The following is an 18,535-nucleotide window of genomic DNA, read 5'->3' on the forward strand; positions in this document are numbered from 1 at the left end:
TAGTGTCGCAATGGTAAAAGTCGCGTCATCTAAACGTTTAAGAGCATACAACCTAGAACCTTATGTCAGACTTAAACATCGTTTTATTCTGTGAAAAGCCTGCCCCCTACCTTAGACTAACGACCATGTCTTCAGTAGATGTCCTCGATTTTCCTTACCGCCCTGATGCCGAAGCTCTGTTTGCGGAAATACGTGATCTGCCCAATGCCATCTGGCTGGACAGTGGTAAGCCGCGCAGTCTATCCGGTCGCTTCGATATCATCACCGCCCAACCCAATTGCGTACTGGAAACCAGGGGTAACGAAACGCGCATAACGACTGCCAGTGCCACACACATCAGTGGCGAAGACCCCTTTCTTCTGGCACAGGATTTACTCAACACCTCCGGGGCTATGGAACCATCTCTCAGCGCCTATCCGTTTGTCGGTGGTCTCGCCGGGTTCTTCGGCTACGATCTGGGTCGCCGCATAGAAGCATTGCCTGACTCACTGCCAAAAGTCGATGGTTTCCCAGATATGCATCTTGGCTATTACACCTGGGCGTTGGTGTTAAATCACTCATCACAAAAAGGCTGGTTGATCTTTCAGTCAAATTGCTCGCAAACCTTGCGGGCGGATATCAAAAAACGCTTGAAACAGGCCCCGGAAGAGAGCAGCGATCCCGGCTATCGCTCTGAATACCTCTTCACCCCATCCGCAACCAGGGATGAATATTTTGACGCCATCAGCAAGATTAAAGCGTATATCCGCCAGGGCGACTGCTATCAGGTTAACCTGGCACGCCATTATTCGGCGCCCTTTGATGGCGACAGCTGGACGCTGTACCGGCAATTGCGTCGGGTTCTACCCTCTCCCTACAGTTGCTATTACCAATGGGGAGATCCGCAACAGGCCATCTTGAGCCTGTCACCGGAACGCTTTCTTAAACTGTCCATGGGGCAAGTGGAAAGCAAACCAATTAAGGGAACAGCGCGACGAGGTAAGACTGTCGAGGAAGACCAACAGAATGCCATAGAGTTGATGAACAGCGCCAAGGATCGCGCCGAGAACCTGATGATTGTCGACCTGTTGAGAAATGATCTCGGCAAAACCTGCGAACCGGGCTCCATACGGGTGCCCAAGCTGTTTGGGCTGGAAAGTTTTCCCAATGTTCACCACCTGGTCAGCACGGTCACCGGCAAACTTCGGGGAGGCGAAAGCCCCTTAACCCTGCTGCGCGGTTGTTTTCCTGGAGGTTCCATTACTGGAGCACCCAAAAAGCGCGCCATGGAAATCATTGAAGAACTCGAGTCCTGCCGACGATCACTGTACTGCGGCAGTATTGGTTATATCAGTGCTACGGGAAGAATGGACACCAACATCGCTATTCGCACACTGCTGGCCGATGCGGAAACGCTCCACTGCTGGGGTGGTGGCGGTATTGTTGCGGATTCGGTCGCCGAAAACGAGTTTCAGGAAACCCTGGACAAAATCCGCATCCTTATTCAAAGCAACGGTGACTAACGATTAGCCACCGCCTGGGAGGTTATAGGGTCAAATCGCGCTGACTGGCTTTAATAAACTCTTTTTTCAAATCTTCAAATGTGTGTACAGCGGGAAACTGCGGAAATTCATCAATGACATTCTGTGGTGCATGAAACAGGATGCCGGCATCCGCTTCCGCCAGCATGGTAGTGTCGTTATAGGAATCACCCGCAGCAATGGTGCGGTAATACATACTTTTGAAACCCACGATAGCCTGGCGCTTGGGGTTTGCCTGGCGAAGCCTGTAGTTAGTCACCCGGCCATTGCCATCGGTTTCCAACTTGTGGCATAGCAATGTCGGGAACCCCAACTGACGCATCAAGGGTTGGGCAAACTCATAGAAGGTGTCGGACAGAATCACTACCTGAAATCGCTCCCGCAACCAGTCGACAAAGTCCCGGGCGCCATCCAGGGGAGAAAGCGTAGCAATCACTTCCTGTATCTCGTTCAGGCCAAGACCATTTTTTTCGAGGATATCCAACCGATAGCGCATCAAGACGTCGTAATCCGGTTCATCACGAGTGGTCCGTTTCAGGGCTTCAATACCCGTTTTTTCCGCAAAGGCAATCCAGATCTCAGGAATCAGAACACCCTCAAGGTCTAAACATGCGATTTCCACAGTACTATCCTCATTTATCAGGCCTAGAAAAGCCGCGCCACTCTAACCATTTCAGGGCATTGGCGCAACAGACTGATACCACAGCGGGCTAATAGCCGGATGGATGTAGATTATATTTTCTGATTATTTTTCCTTTAGTTAAGGCTTTGCTATTATGCGCGGCCTCAACTGTTGAACCCTTTAAATTTAGAGAACAACGAGCAAAACCCATGGCAGAAAACCGTTTAAATACTGTCGATCTTGACAGCGAACTCTCTCAAAAATCTCCCCAGGAAATTATCGAGTACGCCCTGGACACATTCGACAACATCGCTATCTCATTCAGCGGTGCTGAAGACGTGGTATTGATCGACATGGCGCACAAGATCAATCCGGACAAAGTGCAGGTATTTTCACTTGATACCGGACGTCTACACGCCGAAACCTACCGTTTTATCGAGAAAGTACGCGAGCATTACGGCATTGAGATCGATGTGGTTTTCCCCGACTCCAATGCAGTCAACCAGTTGGTGCGGGAAAAGGGTCTCTTCAGCTTCTACAAGGATGACCACAAGGAATGCTGTAGCATCCGCAAAATTGGTCCCCTGCGACGCAAACTACTAACCGTTGATGCCTGGATTACCGGACAGCGTCGCGATCAAAGTCCTGGCACACGCACCTCCATTCCTGCCATTCAGGATGACAAGGCCTTTGCGCGCCCGGACGACAGTCTTACCAAATTCAATCCTTTGGCCAACTGGTCATCCCAGCAGGTGTGGGAATATATCCGCAGCAACAATGTACCCTACAACGAGCTGCACGATCAGGGCTATGTCAGTATCGGCTGCGAACCTTGCACTCGTCCCACCGGCCCTGGCCAGCATGAACGCGAAGGCCGCTGGTGGTGGGAAGAAGCCACACAAAAAGAGTGTGGCCTGCACGCGGTTAACATCAAGCAATAAGCGGAGTTATCGATGAAAATCACCCTCGTCAAAAAGATCAAACAGGATGGCAGCCTCTGCAAGAAATGCGAGGAAGTGCAGCAGAAGATGGAAGCTGCCGGCCAGATGGCCTTTATTGACGAGGTTTTGATTGCCGATGAACGCGACCCCTCTTCCCCCGGCATGGAGCTTGCTTCACTCTACCAGGTGGAACGTGCGCCTTTCTTTGTGGTGGAGCGCGACGGTCAGCCCGCTGAGATTCATACCGTCTATTTCAAGTTCGTCAAAGAAGTTCTAAATCAGAAAACCCAGGAAAAAGACGAGCTGAAGGAAATTCTTAACGATAATCCGGATCTGGATTTTATCTGAACACACGCTACAACAGGAGGGATCACCCCTCCTCACTTATCAGTTACAACTCAGGTAGCTCGACCGTACTGAAAAACTTCTCAAGATCATCCTTGGCGTGAATGCCACAGGCCTCATCAATCCGGTCCCGGGTCAGGTGGGGTGCAAATAACTCGATAAAATCATACATGTAACCGCGGAGATACGTGCCCCGTCGGAAACCAATACTGGTCACGCTGGATTTAAACAGGTGCGTTGCATCCAGAGCCACCAAGTCAGTGTCTTTGGCTTCGTCATAGGCCATATGCGCCACAATGCCGATGCCCAGCCCCAGACGAACATAGGTTTTGATGACATCTGCATCCGTGGCCGTAAATACCACACGGGGAACAAGACCGCGATCGTTAAACGCCTCATCCAGCCGGGAACGACCGGTAAACCCGAAGACGTAGGTCACCAGCGGATAGGTAGCTACATCTTCCAGCGTGAGCTTGGAATTTTGTGCCAAGGGATGATCCCGGGGCACCAGAATACAGCGATTCCACCGGTAACAGGGCATCATCAGCAGGTCGTGAAATAGCTCCAGAGCTTCCGTGGCAATAGCAAAATCCACTGCGCCGTCTGCAGCCTGTTCTGAAATCTGCATGGGTGTCCCCTGGTGCATATGCAGGGAGACATCGGGGTACTTATTAATAAACGATTCAATCACGGACGGCAGCGCATAGCGCGCCTGTGTATGGGTGGTGGCAATGGACAGACTGCCACGTTTAGGGGCGTTATGTTCCTGTGCCAGTTGCTTGATGCTTTCAACCTTGCGCAGGATATCACCGGCAACATTCAGTATTTCCTCACCTGCGGGTGTTACCCGTGTCAGGTGCTTGCCGCTACGGGAGAAGATTTCCACACCCAGCTCATCTTCCAACAGACGTATCTGTTTGCTGATTCCCGGTTGCGAGGTGTAAAGGCTTTGCGCGGTGGCGGAGACATTCAATTCATGATGAGCTACTTCCCAGATATAGCGCAATTGCTGTAATTTCATGGTCCCACCCAACTAGACTGCAATGGTCTAAAAATATAAGAAACTATTCCTTTGAAGAATAGATTTAAATTGCTAGAGTTGCCAGCCAAATTTGGGGTACACGGAACCATTGGATTTTGCTGGATTTTTTTCTATATATCCTGTCGGGGGCATTTGTCGGACTGATCGTGGGACTGACGGGCGTGGGCGGCGGTTCGCTCATGACGCCACTTCTGATATTGCTCGGTATTCCCTACAACATTGCCATCGGAACAGATCTACTCTATGCCGCAGTGACGAAAGCTGGAGGGGTTGTCGCCCACGCCAAACAGAAGAGTGTGCAATGGCGGCTGGTTGGGTTCCTCGCAGCAGGCAGCATCCCAGCTTCGCTGATCACAGCGCAACTACTGAGCTCAGTGTTCACCGATGCTGACGAGTACAAGGAAATTCTCACCACCAGCCTCGGTGTGATGTTGATCATCACTGCTGCGGTTATTCTGTGCAAACGGATGTTGCGTGACACCTCCGATCGGCCACATGGCGCCGTCGGTACTTTCTTTCAGGTACATGCAACCAAAGTCACTTTTGTCGCCGGAATATTCCTCGGTGTGTTTGTGACCCTGTCATCCGTGGGTGCCGGTGCATTCTGTGCTGCCCTGTTAATGATCCTGTTCCCGCGCCTTCCTGCCCTTCATATTGTAGGGACCGATATTGCTCACGCGGTTCCTCTGACCCTCATCGCCGGGTTAAGCCACCTCATCATCCTTGGGAACGTGGACTTGGTGCTGCTCGGCTCACTGCTCATTGGTTCTCTGCCCGCCATTCACGTCGGTACAAAACTCGCCGCTAGGCTGCCAAGTGGTGTCCTGCAGTCCATTCTCGCCTTTCTGTTATTCGGGCTTGGAATCAAGTTCAGTCTATTTTAGGACGACGATTCACCGTCCGGGTTGGAATGAGGGTTGGCACGAGGATTGGCAATGCCATGGGGAACATGGCCAGTTGCCACATGACTTTTAGCCGATTCGCAGTGGGCCTGTTGGTCGTCGAAAAACACATCGGCGCCGTAGGACTTAAGAAAAGAACCCTTATCCAACCCCCCGAGAAACAGGGATTCATCGATACGAATATCCCAGGCTCGCAGGGTTCTGACGACGCGCTCGTGGGCAGGCGCAGAGCGGGCTGTTACCAATGCCGTGCGTATGGGGCAGGTTCGAGGTGGAAACTCTGCCTGTAGGGCATGCAGCGCTTGCAAAAAGTTTTTAAACGGGCCTCCGCTCATGGGCTGCTTGGCCGATGCCTTCTCGCTCTGAGTAAAGGCCGCCAGCCCTCCCTCCTTGAACACCCGTTCGGATTCGTCAGAAAACAGAACCGCATCGCCGTCAAAAGCAAAGCGCAACTCATCATCCTTGCGATCCCTTGAGCCTGAAGAAATCAGAGTTGCTGCCGCCACGCCATTGTCCAGTGCGTTACAGACATCCTCGGCATTGGTGGACAGAAACAGGTGGCAACCAAAAGCGGACACATAGCGGTATGGACTTTCACCACCACAGAAAGCGGCGCGGGTAATATTGAGTCCGTGATGCTCGATGGAATTAAATACCCTTAACCCAGTATCCGCAGAATTGCGTGACAACAGGATCACTTCCACACGGGGCTCACCCTCGAGCTTTTCGTTAATGCGCAACAGTTTTTTTACCAGAGGAAAAGCTTCACCCGGTTCCAGCAGTTCATCTTCATGTTCCACCTGGTAGCGGGAATAGGCTTCCAGCCCTTCTTGCTCGTATACCTGGTGACTTTCATCCAGGTTAAACAGTGCCCGCGATGAAATCGCGATCACCAGTTTGTCACCAAAGTTTTTTGACACTACTCTGACCTCAACACGGCGGCGGAATACGGCATCTCTTTACCTGGTTAATTTAATGGCAATACCTGCAAAGCTCAAACAGCAAATGGAGTCCCAGTTAAATGCAACCATTAAGCGGGCAAGCCCGGTTTCCGGTGGTGATATTGCCACAACCTTCACAATAAGAACCGATGCAGGCCAAAGCTATTTCCTCAAGTTTGGGGAAAACCTTCCCCCTGATATGTTCAACGCTGAAGCAACGGGGCTGAGGAGAATTGCGACAGCAGCCTGTATTAGAACACCAACTATCATTGCGGAGACCGACAATTACCTGATACTGGAACTGATCACGGAAGCGAAACCAACAGATCACTACTGGATAAACTTCGGCCACCAACTGGCGCAATTACATACCCATACATCCGAATACTTTGGCTTTGTGCAAAATAACTACTGCGGAGCAACACCGCAGCCTAACCCAAGGGATAAAAATGGCTATCACTTTTTCGCCACTCAGCGCCTCAACTACCAGGCTGAACTGGCCTTAGAGAGGGGGCTGCTGAATATTGGGGATGTAGACCTGATCGAACGAATCAGCAGCCGACTGCCCGAGCTGGTCCCGCTTCAACCACCTTCCCTGCTCCACGGCGATCTCTGGTCTGGCAACCAGCTATGCGATGAGTTCCAGCAACCCGTGCTCCTTGATCCGGCCTGTTACTACGGCTGGGCTGAAGCGGAAATCGCCATGACACTGCTGTTTGGAGGGTTTGATAAGCGTTTTTACCAAGCCTACCTGGAAATCAACCCACTTGAGCCGGGTTGGCAAGAGCGCTCCGGTATCTACAACCTCTATCACCTGCTCAACCACCTCAACCTGTTTGGCCGTGGCTATTATTCCCGGGTGAATAACATCATCAACCGATATCGCTAGCGCCTTTCGGAAAAATACTCGCGGGTTAAAGAAAAGATGACTGGGCTGAGCAGCAACAACCCGACCAAGTTCGGTATCGCCATCATGCCATTGAGGGTATCAGCAATACTCCACACCAGGCCCAGCTTGAGCGTGGCGCCTACATAGACCGCAATTACCCACAACACCCGGAATGGCACTATCACTTTGACCCCGAACAGGTATTCAGCGCAGCGTTCCCCGTAGTAGCTCCAGCCAAGAATTGTGGTAAAAGCAAACAGGGCCAGGCACAGCGATACCACGTGATCGCCAAATGGCAGTACCGAATTGAATGCCAGATTGGTCAGTGCTGCACCCTGCTCACCACTATTCCAGGCCCCCGTGGTTATGAGCACCAGTCCTGTCAGCGTACAAATCACCAGGGTATCGATGAACGTGCCGAGCATGGCGATAGTGCCCTGTCTCACCGGGTTGTCAATTTCCGCCGCCGCATGGGCGATGGGGGCGCTGCCGAGCCCGGCCTCATTGGAAAAAATGCCTCTCGCCACACCCATACGCAGCGCCAGCATGATAGTGGCGCCGGCAAAGCCACCGCCCGCTGCCACCGGGGAAAACGCGCTCTTAACAACAAGCAATAACGCCTCAGGAATAGCACCGATATTTATTGCCAGAATACTCAGGGTGACAACCAGATACAGCAACGCCATAAATGGCACCAGCTTACCCGCCACACTGGCAATGCGGCGGATGCCGCCAAGCAGCACCAATCCCACCAACACCGCCATCAATATCCCGGATAGCCATTCCGGCACATTAAAGCTGGTGCGCAGTGCATCCGCCACGGAATTGGCCTGGACAGTATTGCCGATGCCGAACCCAGCCAGGGTGCCGAACAGGGCGAAACACAAGGCAAGCCAGGCCCACCGCGGGCCCAGGCCATTGCGGATGTAATACATAGGGCCACCCACTTTCCGGCCACGCTCATCGGTTTCACGGTAGTGAACTGCCAGCACTGCCTCACTGTATTTCGTGGCCATACCCACCAACGCCGTACACCACATCCAGAACAGCGCACCGGGGCCGCCAATACCCACTGCCGTCGCGACACCCACAATATTACCGGTGCCCACCGTCGCGGATAGTGACGTCATCAAGGCGTTAAAGGGACTGATATCGCCCTCACCACTACCCCGTCGCCCAATGAAAAGCTGTCGAAAACCGTAACCGATTTTACGGATACTCAAGCCACGTAGGCCGATGGTCAGATAGAGGCCGGTGCCAAGAATCAGAACCAGCATGACCGGCCCCCATACAAATCCGTTAATCGTATTGACGATGTTCTGTAGCATCATGGCATTAACTCGGCTCTGCTCTCAGTTATCTTATTATTGATCCCGCACGGGCAGGGACAAACCCAGCTGCTGCCGTTGCGGAAACAACCCAAACAGCCCGCCGGTATGGATAAACACCAGATCACTGTCGGAAGGGAAACTACCCCTCTCAAGTTCCTTTAACATCCCGTAAAAGGCCTTGCCGCTGTATACCGGGTCGAGAATAATGCCCTCTAGAGCAGCTACACGGCGAATGGTAGCAAACACTTCTTCTGTTGCCCGACCGTAACCTGGACCAATATATTGATCATTCACATGCACAGACAGTGCATCCACGTTCAATGTCTGCCGATAACGCAGCGTCCAGTCTGTTATATCTTCACGAATTTTTTGCTGAAAATAGGCTTCATCATCACAGACGGCAAAACCCACTACCGGCACATCGAGGTTGTGCAGTGAACAGCCCAGGGTCAAACCGGCTTGGGTACCGCCGGAACCAGAGGCGCAGACGATGGCCTCCGGTGTTATCCCCCGCGCTTTGAACTGTGCTGACATTTCCTCAACACAGTGGATATATCCCCACGCACCAATGCCGTCACTGGCTCCTGTGGGTATGGCAAAGGCCTGGCGTCCCTCTCGACGATAGTGCTCCACCCAGTGGTCAAACAGCGTTGACAGCTGTTGATATTCGGAAAGTGGGTAGACAGTAATCTGCGCACCCGCCAGGCTGTCCAGCAGCAGGTTGCCGTCTAACTCCTCCGGTGTCTCACCACGGAGAATCAGATGGACTTTAAGCCCAAGCTGGGCACCCAGAATTGCCGTAGCACGACAATGATTGGACTGTAATCCACCACAGGTAATGATGGTATCGGCACCCTCTGAAAGGGCCTGTGCCAGGGTGAATTCCAGTTTTCGAACCTTGTTGCCACTGATGGCACAGCCCGTCATATCATCCCGCTTGATCCAAATGCGGGTACCAACTTCTGCAGACAGTCGGGATAGTAGCTGCAATGGCGTTGGTGTCTGAGCGAGTTCCAGCCTTTGGGGATAGGAAATCATAGGCAAAAGAAAGGCCGCATCAGCGGCCTATTCTCATCAGATCTCTTTGATCGTGCCTTTGGGCAATACAGCGTGAACTGCAGCCCGCTGGAATTTCAGTTCAACGTTATTCCCGGCAACCAACACCAGGTAATCGTCGTCGAGCTTACTGATTTTCCCTAGCATGCCGCTGTTCATCACGACCTCATCACCCTTGCTCAGTGATTTGGTCAGTTCTTGATGTTCCTTCTGGCGTTTGCGCTGGGGACGGATAATCAGGAAATACATAAAGATAAACAACCCGCCGAACATCAGCAGCGTCACAATGGGGTTGGGTTCGCCGGCTGGCGCTGGTGCGGCCATAATGACCTGGGACAAATCAAGAGACATTCAATTACCTCAATTTTGTGTGTTATTCAGGAAAGGGGCGACTTTAGCGCGATCACCGCGGTTACTCAAACCAGATTTTCTTTAATCCAGCCAATGACGTCGTCATGATGGGTTTTCGTCTTCACTTTATCCATCACCAGCGCGATTTTGCCCTTTTTATCAATCACAAAGGTGGTGCGTAATACTCCCATGAACTCGCGGCCCATAAATTTTTTCAGCCCCCAACAGCCATAGGCTTCGGTGATGGCATGATCTTCATCAGAGAGAAGATCAAAATTAAGATCCTGCTTATCTTCAAAGCGAGCCAGCCGCGGAAAAGGATCAGGGCTCACACCGAGAACAACCGTATCCAGATCAGCGAATGCTTTTTTAGAATCCCTGATACCGCACGCCTGAACGGTGCAACCGGGCGTCATCGCCTTGGGGTAAAAGTACAGCACCACGTTTTTACCTTTGAAATCACTCAACTTGATAGTTTCACCACGCTGGTTTTGCAAGCTGAACTTAGGTGCGGCTTTGCCCACTTCCGGAAATGCCATGGGGGTCTCCTTGTGATCAATGAATTAGCAGGGGTGAACTTTAGCAAAAAATCAGAAGCTGGTGCGAAGATATGGGTCGTGACTAGAGACCTGCAGGTGCATCTTGTTTTTCAGCACTCCCGCCAAGCGAAAACGATCTGATCGACTGAGAAAGGAACCCAGGTGGTAGCAATGGCCCAGGGCCACCAGGTCAATGTCTGGCAGACTCATAGGGCGGGATGGGCGATCCACAAGAATACGGATGGACTGTTCCGGGAAATGAAGATATAGATCGGGGGTTTTTTTGCCCCTCTCCAGTTTCAAAACACCATTTTCCAGGGTCAGGACTTCCTGGCAATCCAGTTTACGCAGGGTCAGATGCATGGCGGCGGCCAGCGCAGCAATTTCCAGCCCGGCAAATGGCAACACCAGCCATGCACCCTTTAGGGCAAAAATTGCGGCCGTTACCAACAGGATTGAGGAAGCTCCGAGCAAAACCAAGAGATTACCGTTCCAGTCCATCGAACGGTTAGGCGTCAGCACCAATTGCAGGGCGTGGTTTGTCAGAGTATGTAGAGTAACCATGGCTTTACCTGTTTGCAGTTTAGACCATTTGATAACTCCGGAGCACTACCTAAATGATGTTGATAAAAACAAAAAAGGCGCCCGATGGGCGCCTTTTTCTAACAGGAATAGAATCCCTTAGGGAAGCAGGTGGCTCACTGCATCGCGCTCTTCAGCCAGCTCTTGTTCAGTAGCGGCCATTCTGTCGCGAGAGAAGTCATTCACTTCAAGTCCTTGAACAATTTCCCAGTCGCCATTTTTGCAAACACAGGGATAGGAGTAGATCAAGCCTTCAGCAATGCCGTAGCTGCCGTCGCTGTATACGCCCATGCTGACCCAATCGCCTTCGGCAGTACCGAGAGCCCAGCTGCGCATATGAGCAATAGCCGCATTGGCAGCAGAAGCCGCAGAGGAAGCACCGCGAGCTTTAATGATAGCCGCGCCACGTTGTTGTACTTCGGGGATATAGGTGCCTTCGTACCAAGCCTGATCAACCATATCGATAGCGGTTTTGCCATTGACCGTAGCGTGGTGCAGATCGGGGTACTGGGTTGAGGAGTGGTTACCCCAAATGGTCATTTTCTTGACATCATTGATGGTAGTACCAGTCTTCTGAGCCAGTTGAGTCATGGCACGATTGTGGTCCAGACGGGTCATGGCAGTGAACTGACGGGGGTTGATGTTCGGCGCATTACGCTGAGCAATCAGGGCATTGGTGTTGGCAGGGTTACCGACCACCAATACTTTAATGTCTGGGGAAGCGTTATCGTTAATTGCCTTACCCTGAACGGAGAAGATCGCGGCGTTGGCTTCCAGCAGATCTTTACGCTCCATGCCGGGACCACGTGGACGTGCACCTACCAGCAGTGCGTAATCGGCATCTTTGAACGCCACATTGGGATCATCCGTTTGAACAATGCCCGCCAGCAGTGGGAATGCACAATCATCCAGTTCCATTGCCACACCTTCCAGTGCACCAAGAGCAGGAGTGATTTCCAGCAATTGCAGGATAACCGGCTGATCTTCGCCGAGCATTTGACCAGCGGCAATGCGGAACAACAGGGAATAGCTGATTTGGCCAGCGGCGCCGGTAACGGCTACACGTACAGGTGCTTTCACGATAGGTCTCCAAGACAAGTTGTTAACTAGATGGGTCGGCCATTATAAGGAAAAGCTAGAAAATTTCACTCGCTGAATCAGATTGTGGGCATCCGGCTGGTGAATACCAACTGGTTACACCTGGTCGTCTGGTGAATAAAGCGCCAGACCGGCATTCTGGACGATCTGGTTGACCGGCACAGAGACGTATTCGTACTGGTAGTAATCAGTGGTCAAAAGCTCTCCATCCCAGGCAACCAGGTCCAGATCGATAGTCCGAGGACCTGACTTAATTGCCCCCCTCACCCGCCCCAGACGGTCTTCAACCGACTTCAGGTAACAATTAAATGACTCCCGGTCCATTGCCGTTTCCACTAGGTAGGCCGTATTGAGAAAATCAGGCTGGTACTGGAAGCCTACCGGCGCAGTTTCAATGACATCTGCACTTGCCAGAAGCCGGGTTTCCTCTGCCAGAATTTCACGGGCCTGACGTAGGTGTTCATGTGGATCAATATTCGACCCCCCTGAAATGATGGCCTGGTGCAGAGACTCTAAAGCTTCTGTCACGACCCACTCCCCGGTACGTAGTCTTCTGCATTGAGTCCACGCTGGTTAATGCTTTCTCCTCCATCGACGTAAAGTACCTGGCCGGTGACAAACTCGTTTTGCAGGAGGTAATTCATGGCGGCTACCAGCTCTGACACATGACCCTGGCGACCCGCAGGAATCCCCTGGACACGCCAGGCAATGTAATCTTCCGTGCGATTGCTTCCCGGTAGAACAACCCCCGGGGCAATGCCATTCACACGAATATTAGGGGCAAACTCCGCCGCTGACAGTGTCGTTAACTCCGCTAGGGCTTTTTTCGAGAGCAGATAAGCTGCGTAATTGTTCTGTTGAAAGGCAATCTTATTATCAATGATATTGATTATGGCCCCTCGCTGAACCACTGAGGCAAAACGACCAGACAACAAAAACGGGGCGAAAAAGTTGACCTCGAACTGCTGTTTCAACAGTGCAGGCGTGGTCTCGGCTATCTTGGCTGCTGTATATGCTGAGGCGCAGTTAATTAAGAGCTGAAGTGCCGGAAAACGCTCCACCACCTCGTCAACAAGAGTATTTACCCCTTCACCGGCCAGGTCGCATTGAAATCCCTGACAGTGCACACCAAGGGCGGTTATCTCGTCAATGGCCGCCTCAGCCTCGGACTTTGAGTGGTGGTAATGCAAGGCGATATCAAAGCCCTGCATAGCCAGAGCTCGGGCAAAGGCCAGCCCAAGCCTTGTGGCGGCGCCAGTGACCAAGGCTGCCGGTCTCAGATCAATCTCTGTCATGTTGCGACTCCGATTTTGGGTGCCATCATTTCATTCTGAAACACCGGCTGCAAGCCAGGCATTGGAGCAAAATGTGTCATAGCGCAAAACATTTCAGTACTACCGAGGTCTAATAAAGGAGATTTTTGCTACACTGCGATTTCCATATGAGTGACGAGAAGTTGTCCCCCTAATGTCCTATATCCCACGCGTTATTGCCTGCCTGTCCTTTTCTATCTTTGCCTTGCTGGTGTCAGCAGAGGTGCAATTTGACACTGAGCAGCCGGAAACAGCTGTTGAAATTGTCGATGAACTCATCAACAAACACTACCGCAAGCAGGACCTGAACGATGAACTATCAAAACAGTTCCTCTACAAATACATCGACAACCTGGACCCGGCAAAAAGCTACCTGCTGCAGACTGATATCAACGAATTCCAGCGCTGGGAAACAGAACTCGATGACATGCTGAAACGCGGAGACCTGACTGCCGGCTTTGTTATTTTTAATCGTTACATCAAGCGGGCCACCGAGCGCCTACAGGCCAATATCGACCTGCTTGAGAGCGACTACCAGTTTGACCTTAATCAGGACGAGCAATTATCCATAGACCTTGATGAGCTGCCCTGGCCCAAGACCATGGCAGAAGCTGACGAACTCTGGCGGAAACGCCTAAAAGAAGCCTATCTGAGATTGATCCTGAGCGACAAGGAGCCCCAGGCAGCCCGGGATCTGTTGATCAAGCGTTACAGCAATCTCAGCAAGCAGCTGTCGCAGCGCGATAACGAAGATACATTCCAAGTGTTCATGAACTCGCTCGCCGCCTTGTACGATCCCCACACGACTTACATGTCACCCCGCTCCATGGAAAACTTCCGCATTGCCATGTCCCTGTCACTAACCGGTATCGGAGCAGTTCTGCAATTTGAAGATGAAAATACCAAAGTAGTCAGAGTGGTGCCCGGCGGACCAGCTGACAAACAGGGTATTCTGCAGGCCGGTGATGTTATTGTCGGCGTTGGACAGGATCAGGAGGAAATTACCGATGTCATCGGCTGGCGCCTCGATGACGTGGTCGACCTGATACGCGGTCCGAAAGACAGTACCGTACGCCTGGAAATTATCCCCGCCACCGGCGAGTCCGCCGGAACAAACCGGGAAATTGCCATTATCAGAGACAAAATACAGCTTGAGGAGCAGGCAGCCAACTCCGAAATCATCGAAGTCAACACTGATGTGGGCAACTACAAGCTTGGCGTTATCACCGTGCCCACCTTCTATCTGGACATTGAAGCCTACTACAACCGTGACCCCAACTTTAAAAGCAGCACACGGGATGTAATGCGCCTCTTGGGCGAACTTGATGAACAGAAAGTCGATGGCATTATTCTCGATTTGCGCAACAACGGCGGTGGTTTCCTACAGGAGGCCACCACGTTAACTGACCTGTTTATCGACCCAGGTCCGGTCGTTCAGGTGCGCTATTCCAACCAGATGATTTCCCGCAACCATCGTTCACATGCCGACGCCTATTACCGCGGTCCTCTCGTGGTGTTGATTAACCGTCTCAGTGCCTCGGCATCGGAAATTTTTGCTGGCGCAATTCAGGATTATCAGCGCGGACTGGTGATCGGTGGCCAGAGCTTCGGCAAAGGCACGGTACAGGTCCAATTACCGGTTCGCCAGGGCCAACTGAAGCTGACCGAATCCAAATTCTACCGGGTTTCCGGCAACAGCACTCAGCACTTGGGCGTTGTACCGGATATAGAACTGCCCTCCTACTTCGATACTGAAAAAGTCGGTGAAAGCGCCGACGAAAATGCGCTGCCCTGGGACCAGATTAATGCCGTCCCCCACCGCCGCTATAACTTCACGGATATCCCCCTGGAAACACTGAAGGAGCGCCACGTCTATCGTCAATCAAAGGACCCCGACCTTGTCTATCTGAACCAGGAATTGTCTTTGCTCCGGGAGCGTCGTAAGGAAAACAGCATTTCACTCAATGAATCCGTGCGCCGGGACGAAATGGCCAAGTACGATACCACCCTACTGACCATTGAAAATCAGCGCCGACAGTCGAAAGGACTGGAACCCTACGCCACCATTGAGGAATGGCGGGAATCCCGCAGCCCTGAGGATGACGACACACGGGACCTGTCAGAACGCGACCCGTTACTCTATGAAACAGGCAATATTCTGGCGGATTACCTGAGCCTGCTAGCACCCAAGTCACTGCTGGCCAACCAGCCCTGATCAGCAGTCAGGCAACTGCCGTGAAAATCGTCTCTTTCAACGTCAATGGCCTCCGTTCTCGCCTGCACCAACTGCAGGCGTTAACCGAGGAACACCAACCGGACATCATTGGTCTTCAGGAAACCAAGGTGGCGGATGACCTGTTCCCCATTGAGGACATCAATGCTCTGGGATATGAAGCCATTTTTCATGGCCAGAAAGGTCACTATGGCGTCGCACTACTCTACCGAATGCCCCTGAAACATTCGATGGCAGGTTTTCCCCATGATGGTGAAGACAGTCAGAAACGACTGATTTATGGATGCTTCGAATATCAGGGGCAACCGCTGCATGTGTATAACGGCTATTTTCCCCAGGGAGAAAGCCGCGATCACCCGACTAAATTTCCGGCCAAACGCCAATTTTATGCAGACCTTTTCGAGCACCTCAGAAAACATCATCATCCCGAAGAACAAATTGTTGTCATGGGTGACATGAATGTCGCTCCCCTGGATACAGATATCGGCATTGGTGACAACAACCGCAAACGCTGGTTGCGCACAGGAAAGTGCTGTTTTCTACCGGAAGAGCGGGAATGGCTGGAACAATTCAAACACTGGGGTTTGAAAGACAGCTTTGATCATTTACACCCCGGCAACCAGCCACCACTTTACAGTTGGTTTGACTACCGCAGTCGAGGTTTTGAACAGGCCGATAAACGCGGCTTGCGTATCGACCTTATGTTGGTATCAGCCTCTCTGTTGTCCCGAACCACCGATGTCGGCATCGATTACCACATCCGCGGCATGGATAACCCCTCTGACCACTGCCCCATCTGGTTAACCACTGACAATTAATTTCCTTATCGCTGTCAACCAATGACGATCTGATCCGTTTTTAGGGTTACACGCGAATGAGGGAATACCCATGAAAAAACTCGCTATTATTGGTCTTTTGACAACCTCTCTGGCCTTGGGGGCTGCACCTGCTCTGGCGAGGGACTACGACGGAGGCAAACTGTTTTCCTCTGATCACCACCGCTATGAACACCGCCATGAACGCCGAGAGCATCGTAACGATCGTCGCAATGAGCATCGCGATGACTATCGAAGAGACAAGCATTATGACAAACGCCGTTATGATGATCGCTATTACCATCGCTTCAGCTACAGTGACCGGTATCGTCACGAGGTAAAACACCATTACAAGCACTATCGATGTGGCTACCACCCCGGTTCGCGGGCTCATCATAACCACAACCATTACTATGACAGTCGCACTGGTGAATACCTGGCCATCATCGGCGGAACCATACTGCTGACGGAAATACTCCATGGCCACCATTGATTGAATGGCAGACAGCTGTGTTGCAGAATCCCTGTGGCAGTCTCAAAACCAACAGTGAAAGGAGTACTGTTCTGACACGAGAACCCCTGGAAACTTTCCTGTTGTCCATTGAGCGTAGGGCATACGCTATAGCCATGGCATCCCTGGGCAATAGAGAGGATGCACTGGACGTGGTTCAGGAAGCCATGGCACAACTCGTGATCAGCTATGCTGACAGGGCAGAAGAACAGTGGCGTCCCCTGTTCTACCGAATTTTGCAAAACAAGGTGACCGACCTGCAGAGAAAAAGGAATATCCAGGGACGTTTTAAAGGCTGGCTTTCCCGATTTCGCAACCGGGAAGATGGCTCGGAAGATGATACTGACCCCCTGGATTTGGTACCTGGCCCGGACCACCAGGCGCCTCACCATCAGCATGAGCAGGATAGGCAGATGGCGAAGTTGCAAGACGCGCTTACATCACTACCCGAACGTCAAAAGCAGGCCTTTATGCTGCGTTGTTGGGAAGGCCTGGATACAGCGGAAACTGCAATCGCTATGAAATGCAGTGAAGGCAGCGTTAAAACGCACTATTCCAGGGCTATACATCGCCTGAGAGAACTACTGGGAGATCATTGGTATGAATGACTTTGAAAGACAAATGCAGCAGGTTCTGCGTCGTTCAGAGCGAGATATCGACGACCAGACAATCCAGGAACTTGCCAGCGCCCGCTCGGCCGCGCTCAGCGCCAGAAACAAACAACGGGTACCCCGCTTTTTTGTACCTGCCACCGGCATGGCACTGGCATCGATTCTTGCCGTGGTTCTGATTATGTCACCGGACATGATGGAACGGACAAACACCAGTGGCGGACAGGAAGAAGTTCTACTGGGTGAAAGTATGGATCTTTACGAGGACATGGATTTTTATTACTGGCTGGCCCGGGAAGACAGCAATTTACAAGGTTAATCTATGAAATTGATCAACAGCAAAGTTACTTTTCGCATCGGCAGTACTGTCATGCTAATGCTGACAATGCTGTTTTCTCCAGCACTACTGGCCAGTCAACAGCCTGTCGGCAATTCCTGGTCGCAGCGTGCTGACCCAGCGGGGGCCCGCCATAACACGCAACCCCCTTGGGAGGCGCGTCATGTTCCCCACGCTGTGATCGCTGATAACGGGGAGTACCGCAAAAACAAACAAGGCACCGATAAGCACTGGAAGGACAAAAACTCAAAAGACAAAAGCTGGCAAGATAAAGATCGCAAGCGGCGTTTTGAAGCACTCTCTCCGGAGGAGCAGGAAAAAATCCGTGAGCGCCGCAAAGCTTTTAAAGCACTGCCCCCTGAAGAGCAGGAACGTATCGAACGGGCAAGAGAAAAGTTTCGTAATCTCCCCCCCGAGCGCCGGGAGGAAATCCGCGAAAAATGGCGCAATATGAGTCCGGAGCAGCGCAAGGAATACCATCGCAGGATGGAGAATGACGAGCGCAATCGAAACTATCAGTAGTCCCGCTGTTAACAGACATAAAAAAACCGGCCAT

22 protein-coding genes are annotated in these 18,535 nt (G+C 51.9%); 11 read left to right on the forward strand and 11 right to left on the reverse strand.

Annotation, left to right across the window (positions count from 1 at the left end; all coding sequences use genetic code 11):
• Positions 1-125 precede the first annotated feature (125 nt).
• Positions 126-1,502 (forward strand): aminodeoxychorismate synthase component I, encoded by a 1,377-nt coding sequence (pabB, locus tag Q8A57_RS10150; protein WP_305170995.1) that lies wholly within the window; start codon positions 126-128, stop codon positions 1,500-1,502.
• A 22-nt stretch (positions 1,503-1,524) separates the two neighbouring features.
• On the opposite strand, the gene thrH is transcribed toward pabB, so the two are convergent.
• Positions 1,525-2,142: a bifunctional phosphoserine phosphatase/homoserine phosphotransferase ThrH gene (gene thrH, locus Q8A57_RS10155; protein ID WP_305170996.1), complete on the reverse strand. Its 618-nt coding sequence runs from the start codon at positions 2,140-2,142 to the stop codon at positions 1,525-1,527.
• Between the two features lie 209 nt (positions 2,143-2,351).
• On the opposite strand from thrH, the gene Q8A57_RS10160 reads away from it, so the two are divergent.
• Both Q8A57_RS10160 and Q8A57_RS10165 read left to right on the forward strand, forming a co-directional pair.
• Complete coding sequence (locus tag Q8A57_RS10160) at positions 2,352-3,083, forward strand: phosphoadenylyl-sulfate reductase (protein ID WP_305170997.1); 732 nt, start codon at positions 2,352-2,354, stop codon at positions 3,081-3,083.
• A gap of 12 nt (positions 3,084-3,095) precedes the next feature.
• Positions 3,096-3,431, forward strand: coding sequence for a hypothetical protein (locus tag Q8A57_RS10165; protein ID WP_305170998.1), 336 nt, complete (start codon positions 3,096-3,098; stop codon positions 3,429-3,431).
• Positions 3,432-3,474: 43 nt separating this feature from the next.
• Here the strand turns inward: Q8A57_RS10165 and cysB are convergent, their stop codons facing one another.
• A complete protein-coding gene (gene cysB / locus Q8A57_RS10170; RefSeq protein WP_305170999.1) occupies positions 3,475-4,449 on the reverse strand; it encodes an HTH-type transcriptional regulator CysB in 975 nt (324 codons plus the stop codon).
• Between the two features lie 116 nt (positions 4,450-4,565).
• Between cysB and Q8A57_RS10175 the strand changes: the two genes are divergently transcribed.
• On the forward strand, positions 4,566-5,354 hold the full coding sequence (locus tag Q8A57_RS10175; protein WP_305171000.1) for a sulfite exporter TauE/SafE family protein: 789 nt from the start codon (positions 4,566-4,568) through the stop codon (positions 5,352-5,354).
• Here the strand turns inward: Q8A57_RS10175 and Q8A57_RS10180 are convergent.
• Entirely contained in the window at positions 5,351-6,292 is a 942-nt protein-coding gene (locus Q8A57_RS10180) for a 5'-nucleotidase (protein ID WP_305171001.1), read from the reverse strand. The genes Q8A57_RS10175 and Q8A57_RS10180 overlap by 4 nt on opposite strands.
• A gap of 55 nt (positions 6,293-6,347) precedes the next feature.
• Here Q8A57_RS10180 and Q8A57_RS10185 point away from each other — a divergent pair, with 55 nt between their 5' ends.
• Positions 6,348-7,202 carry a fructosamine kinase family protein gene (locus Q8A57_RS10185; protein ID WP_305171002.1) on the forward strand — a complete coding sequence of 285 codons (855 nt, stop codon included), beginning with the start codon at positions 6,348-6,350 and terminating at the stop codon, positions 7,200-7,202.
• Here the strand turns inward: Q8A57_RS10185 and Q8A57_RS10190 are convergent.
• The 8 genes from Q8A57_RS10190 to Q8A57_RS10225 all read right to left on the reverse strand — a co-directional run bounded on the left by Q8A57_RS10190 (position 7,199) and on the right by Q8A57_RS10225 (position 13,454).
• On the reverse strand, positions 7,199-8,530 hold the full coding sequence (locus Q8A57_RS10190) for an alanine/glycine:cation symporter family protein (protein ID WP_305171046.1): 1,332 nt from the start codon (positions 8,528-8,530) through the stop codon (positions 7,199-7,201). The two genes, Q8A57_RS10185 and Q8A57_RS10190, sit on opposite strands and share 4 nt — an antisense overlap.
• Positions 8,531-8,566: 36 nt before the next feature.
• On the reverse strand, positions 8,567-9,577 hold the full coding sequence (locus Q8A57_RS10195; protein ID WP_439651672.1) for a 1-aminocyclopropane-1-carboxylate deaminase/D-cysteine desulfhydrase: 1,011 nt from the start codon (positions 9,575-9,577) through the stop codon (positions 8,567-8,569).
• 30 nt (positions 9,578-9,607) lie between these two features.
• A complete protein-coding gene (gene yajC, locus Q8A57_RS10200; protein ID WP_305171004.1) occupies positions 9,608-9,940 on the reverse strand; it encodes a preprotein translocase subunit YajC in 333 nt (110 codons plus the stop codon).
• Between the two features lie 65 nt (positions 9,941-10,005).
• The gene (gene bcp / locus Q8A57_RS10205; protein ID WP_305171005.1) at positions 10,006-10,479 is read right to left on the reverse strand and encodes a thioredoxin-dependent thiol peroxidase; all 474 of its coding nucleotides are present in this window, start codon (positions 10,477-10,479) and stop codon (positions 10,006-10,008) included.
• 51 nt (positions 10,480-10,530) lie between these two features.
• Complete coding sequence (locus tag Q8A57_RS10210) at positions 10,531-11,043, reverse strand: DUF2244 domain-containing protein (protein WP_305171006.1); 513 nt, start codon at positions 11,041-11,043, stop codon at positions 10,531-10,533.
• 117 nt (positions 11,044-11,160) lie between these two features.
• A complete protein-coding gene (locus tag Q8A57_RS10215; RefSeq protein ID WP_305171007.1) occupies positions 11,161-12,141 on the reverse strand; it encodes a malate dehydrogenase in 981 nt (326 codons plus the stop codon).
• 114 nt (positions 12,142-12,255) lie between these two features.
• Entirely contained in the window at positions 12,256-12,687 is a 432-nt protein-coding gene (gene folK / locus Q8A57_RS10220) for a 2-amino-4-hydroxy-6-hydroxymethyldihydropteridine diphosphokinase (protein ID WP_305171008.1), read from the reverse strand.
• Positions 12,684-13,454: an SDR family oxidoreductase gene (locus tag Q8A57_RS10225; protein ID WP_305171009.1), complete on the reverse strand. Its 771-nt coding sequence runs from the start codon at positions 13,452-13,454 to the stop codon at positions 12,684-12,686. The genes folK and Q8A57_RS10225 overlap by 4 nt, the downstream gene beginning before the upstream one ends.
• 172 nt (positions 13,455-13,626) lie before the next feature.
• Here Q8A57_RS10225 and Q8A57_RS10230 point away from each other — a divergent pair, with 172 nt between their 5' ends.
• From Q8A57_RS10230 to Q8A57_RS10255, 6 genes are all read left to right on the forward strand, one after another.
• Positions 13,627-15,687, forward strand: coding sequence for a carboxy terminal-processing peptidase (locus Q8A57_RS10230; protein ID WP_305171010.1), 2,061 nt, complete (start codon positions 13,627-13,629; stop codon positions 15,685-15,687).
• Between the two features lie 20 nt (positions 15,688-15,707).
• Positions 15,708-16,523: an exodeoxyribonuclease III gene (gene xthA, locus Q8A57_RS10235; protein ID WP_305171011.1), complete on the forward strand. Its 816-nt coding sequence runs from the start codon at positions 15,708-15,710 to the stop codon at positions 16,521-16,523.
• 70 nt (positions 16,524-16,593) lie between these two features.
• Complete coding sequence (locus Q8A57_RS10240) at positions 16,594-17,013, forward strand: hypothetical protein (protein ID WP_305171012.1); 420 nt, start codon at positions 16,594-16,596, stop codon at positions 17,011-17,013.
• Positions 17,014-17,030: 17 nt separating this feature from the next.
• Positions 17,031-17,639: an RNA polymerase sigma factor gene (locus tag Q8A57_RS10245; protein WP_305171013.1), complete on the forward strand. Its 609-nt coding sequence runs from the start codon at positions 17,031-17,033 to the stop codon at positions 17,637-17,639.
• Complete coding sequence (locus Q8A57_RS10250) at positions 17,632-17,961, forward strand: hypothetical protein (RefSeq protein ID WP_305171014.1); 330 nt, start codon at positions 17,632-17,634, stop codon at positions 17,959-17,961. Before Q8A57_RS10245 ends, Q8A57_RS10250 begins: the two co-directional genes overlap by 8 nt.
• 3 nt (positions 17,962-17,964) lie before the next feature.
• The gene (locus Q8A57_RS10255) at positions 17,965-18,501 is read left to right on the forward strand and encodes a DUF3106 domain-containing protein (protein WP_305171015.1); all 537 of its coding nucleotides are present in this window, start codon (positions 17,965-17,967) and stop codon (positions 18,499-18,501) included.
• The last annotated feature ends 34 nt before the right edge of the window (positions 18,502-18,535 follow it).

The organism is Porticoccus litoralis (assembly GCF_030676955.1).
In the GTDB taxonomy this organism is placed as follows: domain Bacteria; phylum Pseudomonadota; class Gammaproteobacteria; order Pseudomonadales; family Porticoccaceae; genus Porticoccus; species Porticoccus litoralis.